Source organism: Brevundimonas sp. VNH65 (genome assembly GCF_049445955.1).
Lineage (GTDB): Bacteria > Pseudomonadota > Alphaproteobacteria > Caulobacterales > Caulobacteraceae > Brevundimonas.
Genome location: NZ_JBMSDX010000001.1, coordinates 456,786 through 473,590, shown reverse-complemented (window position 1 = coordinate 473,590; position 16,805 = coordinate 456,786). Strand labels below are relative to the sequence as shown.

The following is a 16,805-nucleotide window of genomic DNA, read 5'->3' as shown; positions in this document are numbered from 1 at the left end:
CCCCGCTTTCCGCGGATCACTCTATGCAATCGTTTTCTGTCACAGTTTGCAAGGATGAATTCCAAGAAACGTGCAATTTTTATACTGGTACTGGGCCGCTGCAACGCAGCATCGCGAAATATGGGTGTCGCTCGCGCCGCACCGCTCACACAGATCGGCCGCTTCTCTGATATCGATTTCTCACTCAGCCGCTCCCGACGGCCGGGCTTCAGTATAGAGGCGGCGAACCTTGGACCCTGAGGGCAAGCCGATAGACCCGTGTCGCCGCGGTGATGTATGCGGTGTGGTAGTCAGCGCCTCCCCACACGATATTGGCCTGGGCCTCGTCGTCGGTGCGGATCTGGCCCATGACGCGTCCTTCGGGCGTGATGATCCTGATCCCGCCCGGCCCGGACGCCCAGATGTTTCCGGCGGAATCGACCTTCATTCCGTCGGGCACCTCCGATGGATTCTCGTCCGTGAAGGTGATCAGCCGCCCTTGAAGCGTCACGGACCCGTCCGACGCGACATCGTAGATATTGATGTACATTTCCGGGCCGGAGTTGGACACATAGAGACGCCGCCCATCTGGAGAGAACGCCAGGCCATTCGGCTTCGGCAGATCCGTGATCGCCGCAACCAGCACCCCATCCTTCCACCGGTAGACGCCATTGTAGGGAATCTCCTTGGCGGAGTCCTGATCGCCACCCGCCAGGCCGAAGGGAGGATCGGTGAACCAGAGCGCGCCATCGGGAGACAAGGCCAGATCGTTGGGGCTGTTCAGCCGCCGCCCCTGCGCGTCGCGCTCGATGTACGGTCGAACGGTCATGTCGGGAGCCACGCGCCCGATGCGCCGGGCGCCGTGCTGCGCAAGAAGCACCGCCCCGTCCCTGTCGACGACGCCTCCATTCGAGCCGGGGTACGCGCTGGGCGGCGCCGAAGGCTCGCCGCCCGAACGCTCGAGCAGCACCCTGACGACATCGTCCCGACCCACGGCATAGAGACGATTGCCCATGAGATCGGAGAACCAGAGCTCGCCGCGCACCCAGATCGGGCCCTCGACGAACTGCATGCCGGACGCGATCGTCTCAAGCCTGGCTCCCGGCGCCAGCACCGAATCCAGGCCCGCATCAAGGCGAACGATGCGCGGATCGCCGGCGGCGGCCGAAGCTTCGGTCACGGTCGGGTTCGCAGGGGCCGATCCCGCACACCCTGCGAGCAGAAGCGAGGCCAGAGCCGCCGAGAGCAAGACGGGCGTCGATCGCCGCAACGGCGCGCCATGGATCATGCTGCTGGAACCCTGCATCGTTTCTCCCCTTGGTATTTTTGCAATCGATTGCGCGCAGGCGCCCTGATGTCAAGAGGGCGCAGACGGCGAGCTTCATTGATCGGGAGACGAGGCGGCTCAGGCCTGACGCGGAGCGTGGCCTGTCGTGCCCCGGATGACGATGGAGGTCTGCAAGACGATCTCCTCCTGCACGCCCTTGCCCTGCAGGCCGCGAATGAGCGAGAGCGCCGCCTGGTATCCCAACTCCTCGGTCGGCACCTTCACCGTCGTCAGGGCCGGCTCGTAGAGGCTGGCGATTCGCTGGTCGTCGAAGCCGATCACAGAAATATCGCGCCCCACCTCCAGGCCGACACGCTTCGCGGTGCGGACCACGCCGATGGCCAGCTCATCATTGCCGGCGAAGATGCCGGTCGGCGGCGGGTTGCAGGCCAGCAGCTTCTCCATTGCGCTTTCGCCCTGCGCCACCGCATAGGGGCCTGTCACGACGGGATAGGCGTCTGGATCCAGCCCCGCCGCCACCATGGCCTCCTGAAATCCAAGGCGTCGCTGCTTGGCGATCGCCTGGCTCTCCGGGCCAGCCACATGGGCGATGCGGCGATGTCCGAGAGCAAGCAGGTGGTTGGTGGCGTCGATTCCGCCACGCCGGTGATCAACCCTGACCGTCGGCGCGTGCAATCCATCCACGTGCTCCAGGGCCACCACCACGGGCGGCATCCGGCGTTCACGAGCGACCAGACGCTCATGATCGGAACTGGTGACCAGAATGATTCCATCGGCGCGCTGGCTCGCGACCTGATCGAAGAACCGGTGCTCGCGATCCGGGTCACGTTCGGTGTGGCCCATGAGCACGGCGTAGCCCGTGTCCACGGCCGCGCGCTCCACGCCGCGGAAGACTTCGAGGAAGAAGGGGCTCAACGTCGGCACCACGACGAACAGGAGACGCGTCTCCTGCATGCGCAGGCCCCGAGCGATGAGATTCGGCTGATAGCCCAGCGCCTCGACCGCTTCCAGGACGCGGCTGCGGGTCTCCTCGCTCAACAATTCGGGCCGCCCGAGCGCCCGCGAGATGGTCGAGGGCGACACGTTCAGGTGCCGGGCGACCTCCTTGATGGTGACGGACTTGGGCAACTGGATGCTGGCGCTTTTTTCGGTCACGGCGTCCCGTATGGGTGTCTGGGTCAGGCTGCTGCCGCCGCTTGTATCGCAAGCGGCATCGGCTGACGACGCCCGCAAGCGCGGGCTTTCGGCCCATGCGCACGAGACGGCAGCTCCAAGCAACTCCTATGGCGCCACGCTCCCGATGACAATGAACCCGAGGGATTGACCGCTCGGTCAAGCACGCGATGCGTAAAAGGGATTGATGAAAACGTTTGCTTCGCCATATGATGACATCCCGGTGATCGAGGAAGCTGTAGCGCTCGTGTCCCGCGGATCGATATCGGCTCGGCTTTTCCCGGATGGACATGAAACTATTTGAACGCACGATCGGCGCTTCCGAGCCTGGCGCCGACCCGGCGCAGGCCTGCGCCCTGGTCGGCGTCGACTGGGGATCCAGCAACCTGCGGGTGATGCAGATCGGTCAAGGTGGAGAGATCCTCGGCGTGAGGACAGACCCGCGCGGAGCCTCCCTGCTTTCATCCGCCGATTTTCCCGGCGTTCTGAGCCAGGTCGGAGAGGGATGGGTCGAACACGCGCCGGTGCTTGTCTGCGGCATGGCGGGGGCGCGAGGAAAATGGCGGGAAGCCAGCTACAGCCCCTGCCCGGCAGGCATTTCGGACCTCTTCCCGGTCACGCTCGACCTCGATGGCGTCGCCGCCAGACTGGTGCCCGGCGTGTCGCTGATGCTGGACGGCGGACTCACTGACGTCATGCGCGGCGAGGAAACGCAGGTGATGGGCGTCGGAGACGCTGATGGGCTGATCGTCACGCCGGGAACTCACTGCAAGTGGGCCCGGGTCAGCGACGGTCGCATCATCGATTTCCGCACCTTCATGACCGGCGAACTGTTCAGGGCGATTCGCGCCGAAACCATGCTGGGCGTCGGCATGGATGAAACCGGGCGCGATCAGGACGCATTCATGGAGGGGGTCCAGCGCGCGCTGGATGATCCCGCCATCACCGCCGCCCTCTTCTCCGTAAGGATCGAGACCCTTGCGGGGCGTTTGCAGACGACCTCAGCCGCTGACTACCTCTCGGGTCTCCTCATCGGAGCGGAGGTCAGCAGTCAAAAGGCGCAGCAGGGACGGACGGTGACCCTGGTCGGCGCCGCCGCCCTCACCAGCCGGTACGCGAGGGCGCTCGAGGTCGCGGGCTTTACCGACGTTCGCGTACTGGACGGCCTAACGGCGACCGCCGCCGGCCTGTGGCGAATCCACCAGGCGCACCCCGCATGAGCTCTCCCGACATCTCCCTGCTCGACAGCCTGCCGTTGATCGCCATCCTGCGTGGCCTGACTCCGCCCGACGCCGTCGCCATCGGCGAGGCGCTGGTCGACGCCGGGTTTCTTTGCCTGGAAGTCCCACTCAATTCGCCGGACCCCCTGACAAGCATTTCCCGTCTCAGACAAGCGCTGGACGGACGTGCGCTGGTCGGCGCCGGGACGGTGCTGACAGCCGAAGACGCCCGGAACGTCGCCGACGCCGGAGGTCAACTGGCCATATCGCCCAACACGGACGTCGGTGTGATCGCCGCCGCCAAATCCCACGGCCTGTTGTCTCTTCCGGGCTTCTTCACGCCGAGCGAGGCCTTCTCCGCCCTCGCCGCCGGCGCCGACGGCCTCAAGCTCTTCCCGGCGGAGCTGTCAGGCCCTGCCGGCCTCAGGGCCATGAGGGCGGTTCTGCCCGGCTCCACGCGGGTTTACGCCGTCGGCGGCGTGTCGCCGGACACGGTTCCGGCCTGGGTCGGAGCCGGCGCCAGCGGCTTCGGCATCGGAACGTCGCTCTACCGGCCCGGTCAGGACGTCGACACCACGCGCAGCGCCGCGGCTCGCTTCGTCTCGGCCTGGACGACGGCTCAATAGGTCTGGTCATCCCTCGGCCTTTACGCCTTCGACCGCAGACGTTTTCGCGTTAGACTGCCAGCCCCCCGCAGAGGCCTCCTAGCCCGTTATCGGCCAGATCTAACGTGACAGCACTGCGCAGATCCTCCAGCCGAAACTAGCGACCCTCGCCGGCTGGCAGACGAATGACGCGCGGAGGCACCCTACTCAGTGATCGCCTACGCCTATCGTGACATCACGGTCTTCTCGAATCTGCAGCGCGAAAGGCATGGCCGGAAGACCGTCGCCGTAGAGATTGATGGGCGGCGAACCCTGCCAAGCGTAGCGGACCTCCCGGGCGGCCGCATCTGAGGGCAGGAGGATCGCTGTCCCTTCGACGCGCGCGGGCACGAAACGACAGCGGCGCGCCGCGTCGCAGAGCTCGAAGGCGGCGGCGTCATGCGACCCGAACACCGTCAGGGCCGAGTCTGTCGGCTCAAAGGCGATCCGGATGCCGTCGACCGTCCGCCGCGCCTCGACGGGCGACGGCGCACGCGGGACGGATTGGCCGTAGGCCAGACGCAGCATTTCGAAGGCCAGACGCTCGCCGACCTTTTCCTTATGGGCGGGGTGGATGTCGTGGGCAACGCCCTGGTCGATCAGCACGGCGAGCCCCATCCGGTCATCAGCCTTCGCTACAAGGCGCTGAACTTCGCGCAACCGAGGCCAGTCGCCGTCGGACGGGACGGCGCTTCGGGGCCCGTACCCTGGCAACTGGGCCACCACCAACGGCAGGTCGGGATCCCCGAAGAAAGCCCGCCAGGACGACGCCCATAGCGTCAGAAGTTCGGCATAGGCCCCAGCCTCCGCCGTATTGGTCTCGCCCTGATACCAGGCGACGCCTTTCACTGGGAAACCCTGAAGTGGCGCGATCATGCCGTTCCACAGGGTGCTGACGCCCCGCGGGGCCGCCCACGGAACGAACGGCGGCGGCTCGGACCATGTGCGACGGGCGGGACCGGCCTGATACCGCCAGTCGCCCGCCAGATTGATGTCGGCCGCCCCATCGAACTGAAGCCCCAGGTCAGGTCGGCGGCTCATCAATCCGCCGGCGCCGCGCTCGTCGATCACGCGGATGGCGACGACGTTTCGTCCCGGCTTCAGCAATCCCGCGGGAACGGCGTAGCGCCGAATTTCCGTCGCCATCAGCGAAGATCCGACAAGGACGCCGTTGATCCAGACCTGATCCCGCTCATCGATGCGACCCAGGCTGAGGGTGGCGCCCCGTGCGGCCTGTTCCGGCGTCAGCGCGACATCACGCCGGAACCACATAAGCCCGTCGAACGCGGCCAGATCTTCGACACCCGACCGCTCCCAACTGCCGGGCAGGCGCATTTCCGGCCAGGCCGAGTCGTCGAACGCCTCGGTCCAGACGCCTTCCGCCACCGCACGCGCATCGACGTCGTCCGCCCACGCCTGGGTCTCGGCGGCAAGCGCTGTTGTGGCGGCAACGGGATCCCGCCCGTAGCCGGCAAGGCGGCGGACATTCCCCGTCTGCTGCGTCAGGGTCCGCAAGGCGTCCGGCATAATCCAGTCCTCGATGGACGTTCCGCCCCAGGAGGCCTGGATCAGGCCGATCGGCGTCCCGTCGCCCTCCGCTGCAAGCGTCCGACCCATATGCCAGCAGGCTGCCGAGAACGTCGGGAGGCTGGACGCGCCGGCGCGCGCCCAGGCCAGTTCGGGATCCAGCCGGTCGGCGGCTACGGCGCGACTGGTGCGCCGGACCTTTAGCAGGCGAACAGCGACGCCTTCTCCCTCTTCCGCCGTGCGACGCGGATAGGCCGCGTCGCTGACGGCCAGATCCATATTGGACTGACCCGAGCACAGGAAGACATCGCCCGCCGCCACGTCGGCGACGGTCAGGGTCGCGCCGCCCGCTTCCGTGACCGTCAGGTCTCCGACGCCGCCGTCGACCGCCGGAAGCGATGCGCTCCATCGCCCATCCACGCCGACGACGGACTGAGCTTCGGCCGACAGCAGGCGAACGGTGATGCGGGCGCCCGGCGCTCCCTGGCCCCGGACTGTCACGGGCCGACCGCGCTGGACCACCATATGGTCCGAAAACAGCGGCTCCAACGTCAGAGGCGCCGCCGAAACCGGCGCGGCGACACTGGCCAAGCCAAAAGCCAGCAGCAGTCGCCTGAACGTGATGGAAGACATCCCAACTCCCCAATCGGCATGGCCAATTTCGCGATCCCGATTCTTCGCAGGATCTGAATTCACCTAAGCAGGGGCGGACACCGGTGTCAAAAGGCAACACCGATCAGACATGACCTCTTGCGTATAGAGGTAAGGCCAATTTTCGGTTGACACCGGTATCCTCATCGCCAAAGACCGATCAAGGGCAAAAAACAACGGCCCGATGGAGGAGGAAACATCATGAGCCGATCCTGGACCGAAACCGCGCGCCTGAAGGCGACTTATCTCTCGTCGTCGGCCGTCTGCGCCGTCGTGCTGGCGGCCTCCCTCGCCGCGCCTTCGGCCCGGGCCCAGACAGCGCCGCCGCCTCCTGAGGCCGGCTCCGACGATCCCGTCGATCAGGTCGAGGAGATCGTGGTCCAGGGCATCCGCAGCTCTCTCAACAACGCCTTGGAGATCCGTCGCAAGTCGGACGTGATTTTGGACGGCATCTCGGCCGACGACATCGGCAGCACCCCGGACCTCAATCTGGGGGAGGCGCTACAGCGCATCCCCGGCGTGCAGATCAATCGGTCCGACGACCGTCGCGACGCCAGCATCAGCGTTCGCGGCCTACCCAGCGAATACACCAAGACCACCGTTATGGGGCAAAGCGTCGCCGCGCCGACCCTGGGTACGCGCGGCTCCGGAAATCCGTTCGGCGTCTATGACGCGGCCATCTTCGGCGGCGCCGACGTCATAAAGTCCTTCTCGGCGGAAATGCCCGCAGGCGGCCTCGGATCGGTGGTGGACCTCCGGATCCGCCCGGCCCTGTCCCGGCCCGACGGGGCCGTGGTCCGTGCGGAGACCCAGTACGAGGAGACGACCGAGGAGTTCAATCCCGCCTATTTCCTGACCGGGTCCAAGCGCCTGACCCCGGACTTCGGCGTCTACGGAACCCTGTCCTATTCGCGCCAGAACTTCCGTCGCGACACAATCCGCATCAACGCCTACACGGCCTACAGCGCGGCCCGTCTGGCGCAACTGGCCGGGTCAAACCCGGCCTTCGCCATTCCCGCCTCGACAGACGGCGTGCCCAATCAGGTCGTCTATCCTTCGGAAGTCCGGCAGTACTCGCGCACGTCCGACGGCTATCGCCTGTCGGGCGCCGCCGGCATGCAATGGCGGGTCAGCGACGCCCTGAACCTGAGGCTGGACGCCATCGGCACCCGACGAGATCTGGACGAGGCCAACCTCGACATCCTGACCGCCTTCCTGTCGGACACCAACGGCATCGTGAACCCGCTCGTCGACCCGGTCCTGGCCGGGCGGTTCGACCGGGGATCAGACGGCACGGTTGAGAATGTCTACGTGGTCAATCGCGTCCAGGCCAGCGACGTCCAACTGCCGATCGGTAGCCGCGGCATGCCCTCGATCGACCAGAGCTTCGCCTTCTATCCCCAAGCCAACCTGCAGCTCGGAGGCTGGAGCATCGACGCGGTCGGGACCTATTCCGAGGCCCTCGGGACGCGCGATGAGTTCCTTTATGAGCACCGCATCCAGCCCACGACCGGCCGGGCCGATGCGAACGGCGACGGCATCGACGACCTCAGCAACGGGCTGACGGCCATCCTCGATACAGGCCTGGGCAACTACAAGAACTATCTGTTCGACCTCTCCGTACCGGCCGGGCTACTGAATTCGATCGGCCCCTATACGGTCAGCGCCGGCAACGGGACCCAGGCCCGCAACGGCCTGCGGCCCCAGAACGTCGTGTTCACAGCCAGCGGCGCCAATCACCGCGTCGCGCGCGATATGTACGCGCTGGACCTGAAGGCCTCGCGCGACCTGGATTTCGGGCCGTTCACCAGCGTCCATTTCGGCGGCTATTACGCCCGCGAAACGGCCGATCAGACCTACCAGGAAAACGCGAACCTTGGCCTGCAGCTGAACAATCTCAACAACGAGATTTTTCGGTTGAACACCGCCGTCACGAGCGGCGGCGCCTTCTTCGGGTCCGGCGCGCCGAACGCCGAGATCGACCAGTTCTGGTCCATCGACGACCGGCTGGTGGAAAGCCTGATCTTCCCGGTGCTGACCACCATTCCGACCAACGTCAGCTTCGCGCCGACCGCAGCGCAACTGGCGGCCTTCTTTCCGGAGCTGACCCCCGCCGCGCGGTCCCGCATCACCTACGCGCGCATCCTGGAGTTGGCGCCGCGCAACGAACTTTCGGGCATGATCCAGAGGTTCCCGCTCAACCGTGTGGCGGGCCAGAACTTCACCGCCTCGCGGGACAATCTCGAACTGTTCGCCATGAGCAAATTCGACCTTTCGACCGTGGGTGCTGCCCTGCCGGTTCGCGGCAATATCGGCCTGCGCTACGTCAAGGTCGATCTGGAAGGCCTGATCGAGGACCAGGCGCTGAAGTTCTACGACGCCCTCGGCTTCACCGAGGCGGATTTCCGCCCCGGCTATTTCGCTCCGGCGGAACCGGCGGGCGGAAGCTTCGACGCCCTGCTGCCGTCGGTGAACCTGATCTTCGATTTCACGCCCAAACTGGTCGGCCGCGCCGCCTATTACGAGACCTTCGAGGCCTTCGACCTGGTCGAGTTTTCGCCGGCCCCGACGCGCGTTCTGGAGAACGTCGATCCCGACCAGGGGGAGACCCTCAGCTCGGTGCGCATCGATCTGGACACCTTTGACCTGCAGCCGCGCAGCTCCAAGGCCTTCGATGTCGGCCTGTCCTGGTATAACCGGCCCGGCAGCGTCGTGGCACTCGGCTATTTCCACAAGACGATCACCAACAACATCCTGCGCCAGAACAACTTCTGCCCCGTCGGTCAGAACTTCGAAGCCGCGGGTCAGACGTTCGGACCCTTGTTCGTCGACTCCACCGGCTTCTGCCGGATCGACCAGGGCGCCCCGCTCGAGAACGGCAATCAGCGGATCGTCATCAACCGCACGATCAACGATCCGAACGAGCTGGAGGTCCAGGGCTTTGAATTCCAGATCCAGCAGGACCTCAGCTTCCTGTCGGGCCCCTGGCGGCACCTGGGCATGGTTTTCAACGCCACCAAGGTCACGTCTGACGGAGAGGACGGCGCCAAGCTGTTCGGCGTCGCAGACCAGACCTTCAATCTGATCGGCTACTACGACGACGACCGCTGGCAGGCGCGTCTGGCCTACAACTACGCCTCGGAAATCCTCTTGGAGGGCGGCTCGACCTTCTCTGGAAGCTCCAGCCGCGTGAAGCCGCGCGGCCAACTGGACTTTACGGCGGCCTTCACTCCGTCGCGCGGCGTCGAGCTGCGGATGGAGGTGTTCAACATCACCGACTCGCGACGCGAAGAGTATGAAGGCGTCGAGGCGTTCAATCGCGTGGCCGACTATGACGGCCGGACCTATTCGATCAGCCTGTCGAAACGGTTCTGACGGCAGCGGCCGGCGCCGTCGGGCGTCGGCCGTTAGAGTTCCGCTTCAAGGAAAACGACCGAGCCGGGGGCCGCCCAGCTCGGTCGTTTTTTCATTCTGACTTCAAGGCGCGCGCCCCTGCGCGCCGCCGGGTCGGCGAGGTTTCAGCGGAACTCTAGCCGCCATTCCAGTGTGAAGGGGCCCGGCTGTGTCGCGGCGGCGCCACAATCCAGAACCGACCTATGGCCCCCGACGGGGGTGACGTGGATCGCCGGGTCAGGCGCGACTTCGCGGCACGCCATCCCCCGCCAGCCGAACCGCGCCACCTCGCCCGCCGCATAGGTCGCCGCCCCCTCGGACACCGTCGGGTCTTCAGAGAACGACGCGAAGGTCATGTCGGTCGCGACGATGCGAATGTCGCGGCGAGGCGTGATCCGATCCGTGCGCGTGATCCGTCCAGGCTCCAAGACATAACGTGTCTCGAACGCCACCCTGTCGTCGGCGGCGGGCGCCGCTCCGCCCATGCGGTCCACGGCCGACTGGCGATAGGTGACGACCGTGCGATCTCCCTCGGTCGTGACATCTGCGTCCTCGAAAAAGGCCAGGGGCATCAGCACCGAACCGTCCTCCAGCGTCAGCCGCGGCAGCAGTTGCGGATAGGTCTGATCCGGCGACCCCGCCAGCACCCCAGGCGAAAACGGGATCGGGAAGTAGGGCGTGTTCATGTGCTGGCCCGACCCGCCGTTCACCAGCGGCAATCCGATCACCCGGCCGTCATCGCGATAGGTGACGACCAGCCGGTCGTATCGGCCTCGTGCGAACCAGGTCGTCGTCGAACGTGGCAGCCGATCCAGCCATGCCTGAAACCCCGGGTCGGGCCGCTGATCCTTGAAACCCAGCCGATTCCAGATCGCATTAGTGTAGAAGATCTGCCGCGCTAGGCTGAGGTTCTCGCCCAAGATTCGATGCTTGCCGCGATAGGCGTCAGTCCCTCGCCCCTCGCCCCACAGATCGACCGACCCGGCGCGCCAGTCGATCCAGAAATCGGCGTACCGCGCCGCGACCCGCGACGAGAACGCATAGGCCATCCGCGCTTCCTCCTCGGTCAGGACGTCCAGCGCGGCGGCCGCCGTCAGCACCTCCAGAAAGGCCGTCTCGCCATAGGCCCCGATGCTGCGGCCGTATTCGAACCCTTCGCCCCTCAGGTTCAGGCGGGGCAGCATCAGGTCCACCGACTTGCGAAGCCAGGCGCGCACTTCCGGCGGCGGCTCCAGCCCTGTCTCGATGAACCGCTGGGCGATTTCACCGATCAGCAGGACGGAGTAGCGGTCGAACCTTCCCTCGCCGTCGGTCTCGTCCGCGAAGCCGTACTCGCCGGAGTACTGGCGGAAGTGATCCAGCGTCTTGGCCAGTAGCGCCTCGCTAGCCGAGGCGTCCTCCCATCCCAGCAGATAGCGCAGGCGCGCGATGCTGAACGCCACGCCATAGTAGTTGTTGGGCAGGTCGATCAGGGTCAGATCGTCCTCCCGGACGAAACGGCGCCAATCGAGATCGGTCCGGAGCCGTCGCAGGGTGTCCGGATCGACGGCATCGTCCAGAAGGCCGGCCGCCTTCAGGTCGTTGAGCGCCGAGGCGTAGTAGTAGAGACCCCATGTCTCGTTGACGTCATCGCGGGTCAGCAGCGCCAGCTTCCGAAAGCCCGCCAGCAGGACGGGAAACTCCGCCGAGTCCCGGGGCGTCTGCACCAAGGCATGCGCCATCGCGACCGCGATCTTGCCCGGCAGGAACCGGTCATTGGCGGAAAAGACGTCAACGCCCTCCAGCTGATACCCCCGCCCACGCGCCTGAAGATCGGTCAGCAGGGCCTCGACCTGCGGAGCGATCCGCATTTCGACGGTGCGGTTCATCGGCGGAGGGTCGGCATAGGCCGGACCCCGGATCGAGGGCTGGGCGCAGGCCGCGCCGCACAAGGCCATGGTCGCGACCGTGGCGGTCAGGGCAACTCGGATCATCGCGGGTCCCGACAGGAAAGGACGGAAGCGGCGCATGCGCCGCTTCCGAGAGGCGCTCCCGGAGGGGGAGAACCTGAACCCTATTGAGGACTGACCAAATTTACAACTGGCATTACCAGTCTTCACGTTGCGCCATTTCCGACGCGGCCATCAGATAGGCCCCCACGCCATACAGCTGAGTGTCGTCCGCCCTTACCTGATCCGGCGCGAAGCCGACCTGCTGCACCCACCCCAGGCGGCCGTCCGGCTGGATCGCCCGATCCAGCGCTCGCCAACCGCGCGTCGCCGCAGCTTCGAACCTTTCACCGCGCAAAAGGCCGGCGTTCCGACCCCACGCCAGCCCGTAGACGAAGAAGGCCGTGCCGCTGGTCTCCGGCGGTCCCGATGGATCGAGCAGGGACACCGGCCAGTAGCCCGCCTCGCCTTGAAGGGCGGCGATCCGCTCCGACATTTCGACGAACAGCGCCTCATACCGCCGTCGGTCGGGATCGCCGGGCGGCAGGGTCTGGATCACCTTCGCCAGCCCGGCATGGGCCCAACCATTGCCCCGGCTCCAGAATATCTTGCGGCCCTGAGCATCCCGCCGATCGAAGAAGCGGCTGTCCCGATAGAACAGCTTCTCTTCCCGGTCGAACAGCGCCGCCACGGTGGCGTCCAGTTCACGCTTGGCATGAGCGGCGTAGCGATCGTCTCCCGTAACCTGAGACAGGGCCGTCCAGACCGGGGGAGCCATGAAGACGGCGTCGCTCCAGCACCATCGAGCCTGGCACGGCGCCTCTCCCGGCCGCTCGGAGAAGATCAGCTCGACATTGCTCGGCGCCGCTAGCACGGCCTGGAACCGCGCGCGGATCGGAGCCAGCCGGCGCGCCCGCGCCTCTCCGTCGTGCCGTCGTGCGCTCCATATCCAGGCATGGCCGATGGCGTCGGCGTCCGCGTGCCTTGGTCGGCCCTGAAAGCCCCAGCCCTGCCCCACCCCATGGCGTTCGATTGCATCGACGTACCGGCTGTCGCCGGCGGCGTCCGCGAAGTCCGCCAGTCCCGCGTAAAGGGTCGCCTGAATCCAGTTCAGCGGATCGGCGGTCTGAGGCTGAAACGTCCGCACATAGTCGAAGGCCTGCAACCGCTCCAACTGCCAGTCGGCCACACGGGCCGCTGCTTCGACCACCTCCTGCCGCGAGGCGGCAGCCTGACCTTCGCTCAGAGGACGCGCCGACGATGCACAGGCGCCGAGCGCCAGAAGATGGCCGGTGGACGCCAGGGCGACCAACACACCGCGCACGCCAGATCTCTTGTGCACCGCCACGCTCCCTTTCGATTTTTGGCCTGACCAATATTGTCATATGATCAGATTCTGGCCTAACCTAACGCCTCTTTCGTCGTCGGACCACAGGAGTTCGTCATGGCTGATCTGCCTTCCGGGACCCGCTACGTCCGGCGCACACATATCCGTTCGGCCGGATGGCGCGCGGGAGCGGCGTTGAGCGGCCTTTGCCTCCTGCTCGCGGCCGGGTCTGCGGCCTGGGGTCAGGAGGCCGCCTCGCCTGCCGGACCCGCCTGCGACGGCGCCCTGGGCTATGCGGAGGCTTTCGGCGGACGCCGCACCTTCCTTCTGCGCCCTGACCACCTGGCCGCCGTCAAGGCGCGATCACTGACCGACGGCGCCCTGAAGCCTGCGCGCGCCGCCGTGCTGCGTCGCGCCGACGCCGCTCTGACCCGCCCCGCCTACACGGTGGTGGACAAGACCCGATCACCCGCCAGCGGCGACCCGCACGACTATATGAGCATCGGTCCTTACTGGTGGCCCGACCCCGATCGCCCGGATGGCCTGCCCTACGTCCGGCGGGACGGCCAGGTGAACCCGGAACGCGCCACCAACGCCTTCGACGCGACCGACATGGAGGCGATGAGCCGCGACGTTCAGGCCCTGTCTTTCGCCTACTACCTGACCGACGACGAACGCTATGCGGCCAAGGCGGTCGAAATGGTGAGGGCCTGGTTCCTGTCGCCCGAGACCCGCATGAACCCCAACCTGAACCACGCCCAGGCCGTGCCGGGACGCGAAGCCGGTCGCGCCGAAGGGGTGATCGACGCCCACCGCCTGGTCAGAGTGGTCGAGTCATTGGGCCTCTTGGACCCCTCGCCCGCTCTGACGGAGCTGGACAAGAAGGCCTTGCGCGACTGGTTCGCCGCCCTGGTGGAATGGATGGCGACCAGCCCGAACGGGCGCGCCGAGCGGGCCGCGCGGAACAACCATGGCGTCTACTACGACATGCTGCTCAGCCACTTCGCCCTCTACGCCGGCATGGACGACGCCGCCCGCGCCGTGATCGGAGCGTTCGGCCCGCGCCGTCTGGCGCCGCAGATCGAGGCTGACGGGCGTCTGCCGCAGGAGCTGACCCGAACGCGCTCGCTGCATTATTCGACATGGACGCTGATCGCCGCCATGGACGTGGCCCAGCTGGGGCAATGCGTCGGCGTCGACGTGTGGGGCTATCGGACGCCGGACGGCCGGTCTTTGGGCAAGGCCGTCGACTTCCTCGACGACTGGGCGGGCCGCGAGAACGAATGGCCCTTTCCGGAGATGGACCTCGACCAAACAGGCGGTCTGTATGAGGTTCTGCTGCGCGGAGCCTGGGCCTGGTCGGACGCCGAGCTGGCGCGCAAGGCCGAGCTGTATCGGGCGCGCAATCGCTCCGCCGACATCAATCTGCGTCTGCCGCCTTATGCGCCCTGAATCCGGCCCGGCGGGGCCCCGTCGCTCAAACGGCGGTGCGGCGGGCGATATCCTGGCGGCGAGCCTCGGCGTCCAGGCGCGCCCGGTCCAGAGCGTCGATCTCGGTCGCCGTCAGAAGCCCGTCGATCACCCGGCCCAGATGGGCCCGCATCACGTCGCGAGCCGCCTTGGGATCACGCCGGGACAAGGCGTTCAGGATCTCGCGGTGATCCTCGATGAGAGGCCGCACCCCCACCTCGCGCGCGCGCGACAGCATGGCCGCGCACAGCGGCGACCGGTAGCGAATGTCCCACAGGGTCTCTACCACCATGACGATGGCGGTGTTGCGCGTGGCGCGGGCGATCGTGACGTGGAAGCGGCGGTCGGCCTGTTCGCCGATCGAGGTCGCCAGGCTGTTCTCGCCCACCATGTCGCCCAGGATGACCTCCAGCTCGGCCAGTTCCTCGTCGGTGATGACCGTCGCCGCCAGGGCGCAGGCCTCGCCCTCGAACAAACGCCGCGCCTCGGTCAGCTCAAAGGCGCCGATGTCCAGGTCCAGCGGCGGGCCGCCGGCCTCGGCGCCCTCCATCACATAAATGCCCGAGCCATGCCGCGCCTCGACCAGGCCGCGGATCTCAAGCGCGATCATCGCTTCCCGCACCGTTGGTCGACTGACCCCGAACTCCTCGGCCAGATCACGCTCCGACGGCAGCCGCGTTCCGACTGGATAGCGGCCCGACGCTATGGCCGCCGCGACCGCCCCGGCGACCTGTTGATAAAGCTTGCGGCTGTCGCCGTTCTGAATGGTCATGCCGAAGACCTAGGATTTTTTGACTGGACTGGCCAGTGCGGTCCGCACGCCTTCACGCCTCCCGAAAGCCCTCCTCATGACTGATCGATCTCTCGGAGCCGCCGCCGTCGCCCGACCGTGGAGCCACGCCAATCCGATCGTCGACGCCCAGGTGATCGTGACCTGTCCCGGTCGGAACTTCGTCACCCTGAAGATCACCACCGCCGACGGAACCCATGGCCTGGGCGACGCGACCCTGAACGGACGCGAGATGGCGGTTGTGGCTTATCTGACGGAGCACATCATCCCGACGCTCATCGGTCGCGACGCCCAGAAGATCGAGGACACCTGGCAATACCTGTACCGGGGCGCGTACTGGCGCGGCGGCCCGGTGGGAATGACCGCCATCGCGGCGGTGGACGTAGCCCTGTGGGACATCAAGGCCAAGATGGCGGGCATGCCCCTGTACCAACTGCTGGGCGGCGCCTGTCGTGACGGCGTTACGGTCTACGGCCACGCCAACGGCGACACGATCGAGGAGACGGTCCAGGAGGCGTTGAAGTATCGCGACATGGGCTACCGCGCGATCCGGCTTCAGTGCGGCGTCCCCGGATTGCCGAGCACCTACGGCGTGTCGCGCGACAAGCTGTTCTATGAACCTGCCCAGACCGGACTGCCGGTCGAGAACCAATGGTCCACGCCCGACTATATGCGAACGGTGCCGCAGTTGTTCGCCGCCGCCCGCGAGGCCTTCGGCTGGGACGTCGAGCTGCTGCACGACGTGCACCACCGACTGACGCCGATCGAGGCGGGCCGGCTGGGCAAGGATTTGGAACCCTATCGACCGTTCTGGCTGGAGGACGCGACCCCGGCCGAGGATCAGGCGGCCTTCCGCACCATCCGGCAGCACACGACCACGCCCCTGGCGGTCGGCGAGATCTTCTCCTCGATCTGGTCCTGCAAGACCCTGATCGAGGAAGGGCTGATCGACTATATCCGCGCCACCGTGGTGCACGCGGGAGGGATCAGCCACCTGCGTCGGATCGCGCTCCTTGCCGATCTGCATCAGGTCCGCACGGGTTGTCACGGCGCCACCGACCTGTCGCCGGTGACCATGGCCGCCGCCCTGCATTTCGGTCTGTCGATCCCGAACTTCGGCATTCAGGAGTATATGCGGCATACCGATGAGACCGACGCGGTGTTTCCCCATGCCTATGGTTTCCAGGACGGGATGCTTCATCCTGGAGAGGCGGCAGGACTGGGTGTCGACATCGACGAGACCTTGGCGGAGCGCTACCCATACCGCCGCGCTTACCTGCCTATAAACCGCCTCCGCGACGGCGCTATGTTCAACTGGTGAATACGAGGATGCTCGGATTGTCCAGGCAAGCTCAAAAACGGTCCGGCCAGAGGGTCTTGTCGGAACTGACAAGTTAACCTGGTCCGCCCGCAGA

At 66.4% G+C, this 16,805-nt stretch carries 12 protein-coding genes; 6 read left to right on the top strand and 6 right to left on the bottom strand.

The window, feature by feature from the left end; all coding sequences use genetic code 11:
* Nucleotides 1-208: 208 nt before the first annotated feature.
* Nucleotides 209-1,051 (bottom strand): SMP-30/gluconolactonase/LRE family protein, encoded by an 843-nt coding sequence (locus tag ACO2Q1_RS02245; RefSeq protein ID WP_423327917.1) that lies wholly within the window; start codon nt 1,049-1,051, stop codon nt 209-211.
* On the opposite strand from ACO2Q1_RS02245, the gene ACO2Q1_RS02240 reads away from it, so the two are divergent.
* The gene (locus tag ACO2Q1_RS02240) at nt 1,050-1,334 is read left to right on the top strand and encodes a hypothetical protein (RefSeq protein ID WP_423327916.1); all 285 of its coding nucleotides are present in this window, start codon (nt 1,050-1,052) and stop codon (nt 1,332-1,334) included. The two genes, ACO2Q1_RS02245 and ACO2Q1_RS02240, sit on opposite strands and share 2 nt — an antisense overlap.
* Before the next feature lie 50 nt (nt 1,335-1,384).
* On the opposite strand, the gene ACO2Q1_RS02235 is transcribed toward ACO2Q1_RS02240, so the two are convergent.
* Entirely contained in the window at nt 1,385-2,422 is a 1,038-nt protein-coding gene (locus ACO2Q1_RS02235; RefSeq protein ID WP_423327915.1) for a LacI family DNA-binding transcriptional regulator, read from the bottom strand.
* 308 nt (nt 2,423-2,730) lie between these two features.
* Between ACO2Q1_RS02235 and ACO2Q1_RS02230 the strand changes: the two genes are divergently transcribed.
* Together ACO2Q1_RS02230 and ACO2Q1_RS02225 are read left to right on the top strand one after the other, a co-directional pair.
* On the top strand, nt 2,731-3,660 hold the full coding sequence (locus ACO2Q1_RS02230; RefSeq protein ID WP_423327914.1) for a 2-dehydro-3-deoxygalactonokinase: 930 nt from the start codon (nt 2,731-2,733) through the stop codon (nt 3,658-3,660).
* Nucleotides 3,657-4,286 carry a 2-dehydro-3-deoxy-6-phosphogalactonate aldolase gene (locus ACO2Q1_RS02225; RefSeq protein ID WP_423327913.1) on the top strand — a complete coding sequence of 210 codons (630 nt, stop codon included), beginning with the start codon at nt 3,657-3,659 and terminating at the stop codon, nt 4,284-4,286. Before ACO2Q1_RS02230 ends, ACO2Q1_RS02225 begins: the two co-directional genes overlap by 4 nt.
* Before the next feature lie 186 nt (nt 4,287-4,472).
* On the opposite strand, the gene ACO2Q1_RS02220 is transcribed toward ACO2Q1_RS02225, so the two are convergent.
* Complete coding sequence (locus ACO2Q1_RS02220; protein WP_423327912.1) at nt 4,473-6,464, bottom strand: sialate O-acetylesterase; 1,992 nt, start codon at nt 6,462-6,464, stop codon at nt 4,473-4,475.
* Nucleotides 6,465-6,683: 219 nt separating this feature from the next.
* On the opposite strand from ACO2Q1_RS02220, the gene ACO2Q1_RS02215 reads away from it, so the two are divergent.
* Nucleotides 6,684-9,857, top strand: coding sequence for a TonB-dependent receptor (locus ACO2Q1_RS02215; RefSeq protein WP_423327911.1), 3,174 nt, complete (start codon nt 6,684-6,686; stop codon nt 9,855-9,857).
* A gap of 143 nt (nt 9,858-10,000) precedes the next feature.
* On the opposite strand, the gene ACO2Q1_RS02210 is transcribed toward ACO2Q1_RS02215, so the two are convergent.
* Nucleotides 10,001-11,848: a hypothetical protein gene (locus tag ACO2Q1_RS02210; RefSeq protein WP_423327910.1), complete on the bottom strand. Its 1,848-nt coding sequence runs from the start codon at nt 11,846-11,848 to the stop codon at nt 10,001-10,003.
* A 112-nt stretch (nt 11,849-11,960) separates the two neighbouring features.
* Entirely contained in the window at nt 11,961-13,127 is a 1,167-nt protein-coding gene (locus tag ACO2Q1_RS02205) for a glycoside hydrolase family 88/105 protein (RefSeq protein WP_423327909.1), read from the bottom strand.
* A 120-nt stretch (nt 13,128-13,247) separates the two neighbouring features.
* Here ACO2Q1_RS02205 and ACO2Q1_RS02200 point away from each other — a divergent pair, with 120 nt between their 5' ends.
* Nucleotides 13,248-14,582 carry an alginate lyase family protein gene (locus ACO2Q1_RS02200; protein ID WP_423327908.1) on the top strand — a complete coding sequence of 445 codons (1,335 nt, stop codon included), beginning with the start codon at nt 13,248-13,250 and terminating at the stop codon, nt 14,580-14,582.
* A 25-nt stretch (nt 14,583-14,607) separates the two neighbouring features.
* Here the strand turns inward: ACO2Q1_RS02200 and ACO2Q1_RS02195 are convergent, their stop codons facing one another.
* Nucleotides 14,608-15,372 (bottom strand): FadR/GntR family transcriptional regulator, encoded by a 765-nt coding sequence (locus ACO2Q1_RS02195; protein WP_423327907.1) that lies wholly within the window; start codon nt 15,370-15,372, stop codon nt 14,608-14,610.
* Nucleotides 15,373-15,448: 76 nt separating this feature from the next.
* Between ACO2Q1_RS02195 and manD the strand changes: the two genes are divergently transcribed.
* Entirely contained in the window at nt 15,449-16,711 is a 1,263-nt protein-coding gene (gene manD / locus ACO2Q1_RS02190) for a D-mannonate dehydratase ManD (RefSeq protein ID WP_423327906.1), read from the top strand.
* The last annotated feature ends 94 nt before the right edge of the window (nt 16,712-16,805 follow it).

Coding starts and splice junctions, on each gene's coding strand:
- manD (WP_423327906.1), top strand. CDS start 15,449: ATGACTGATCGATCTCTCGGAGCCGCCGCCGTCGCCCGACCGTGGAGC.
- ACO2Q1_RS02195 (WP_423327907.1), bottom strand. CDS start 15,372: ATGACCATTCAGAACGGCGACAGCCGCAAGCTTTATCAACAGGTCGCC.
- ACO2Q1_RS02245 (WP_423327917.1), bottom strand. CDS start 1,051: ATGCAGTTCGTCGAGGGCCCGATCTGGGTGCGCGGCGAGCTCTGGTTC.
- ACO2Q1_RS02200 (WP_423327908.1), top strand. CDS start 13,248: ATGGCTGATCTGCCTTCCGGGACCCGCTACGTCCGGCGCACACATATC.
- ACO2Q1_RS02225 (WP_423327913.1), top strand. CDS start 3,657: ATGAGCTCTCCCGACATCTCCCTGCTCGACAGCCTGCCGTTGATCGCC.
- ACO2Q1_RS02240 (WP_423327916.1), top strand. CDS start 1,050: ATGCCGGACGCGATCGTCTCAAGCCTGGCTCCCGGCGCCAGCACCGAA.
- ACO2Q1_RS02210 (WP_423327910.1), bottom strand. CDS start 11,848: ATGATCCGAGTTGCCCTGACCGCCACGGTCGCGACCATGGCCTTGTGC.
- ACO2Q1_RS02215 (WP_423327911.1), top strand. CDS start 6,684: ATGAGCCGATCCTGGACCGAAACCGCGCGCCTGAAGGCGACTTATCTC.
- ACO2Q1_RS02230 (WP_423327914.1), top strand. CDS start 2,731: ATGAAACTATTTGAACGCACGATCGGCGCTTCCGAGCCTGGCGCCGAC.
- ACO2Q1_RS02220 (WP_423327912.1), bottom strand. CDS start 6,464: ATGTCTTCCATCACGTTCAGGCGACTGCTGCTGGCTTTTGGCTTGGCC.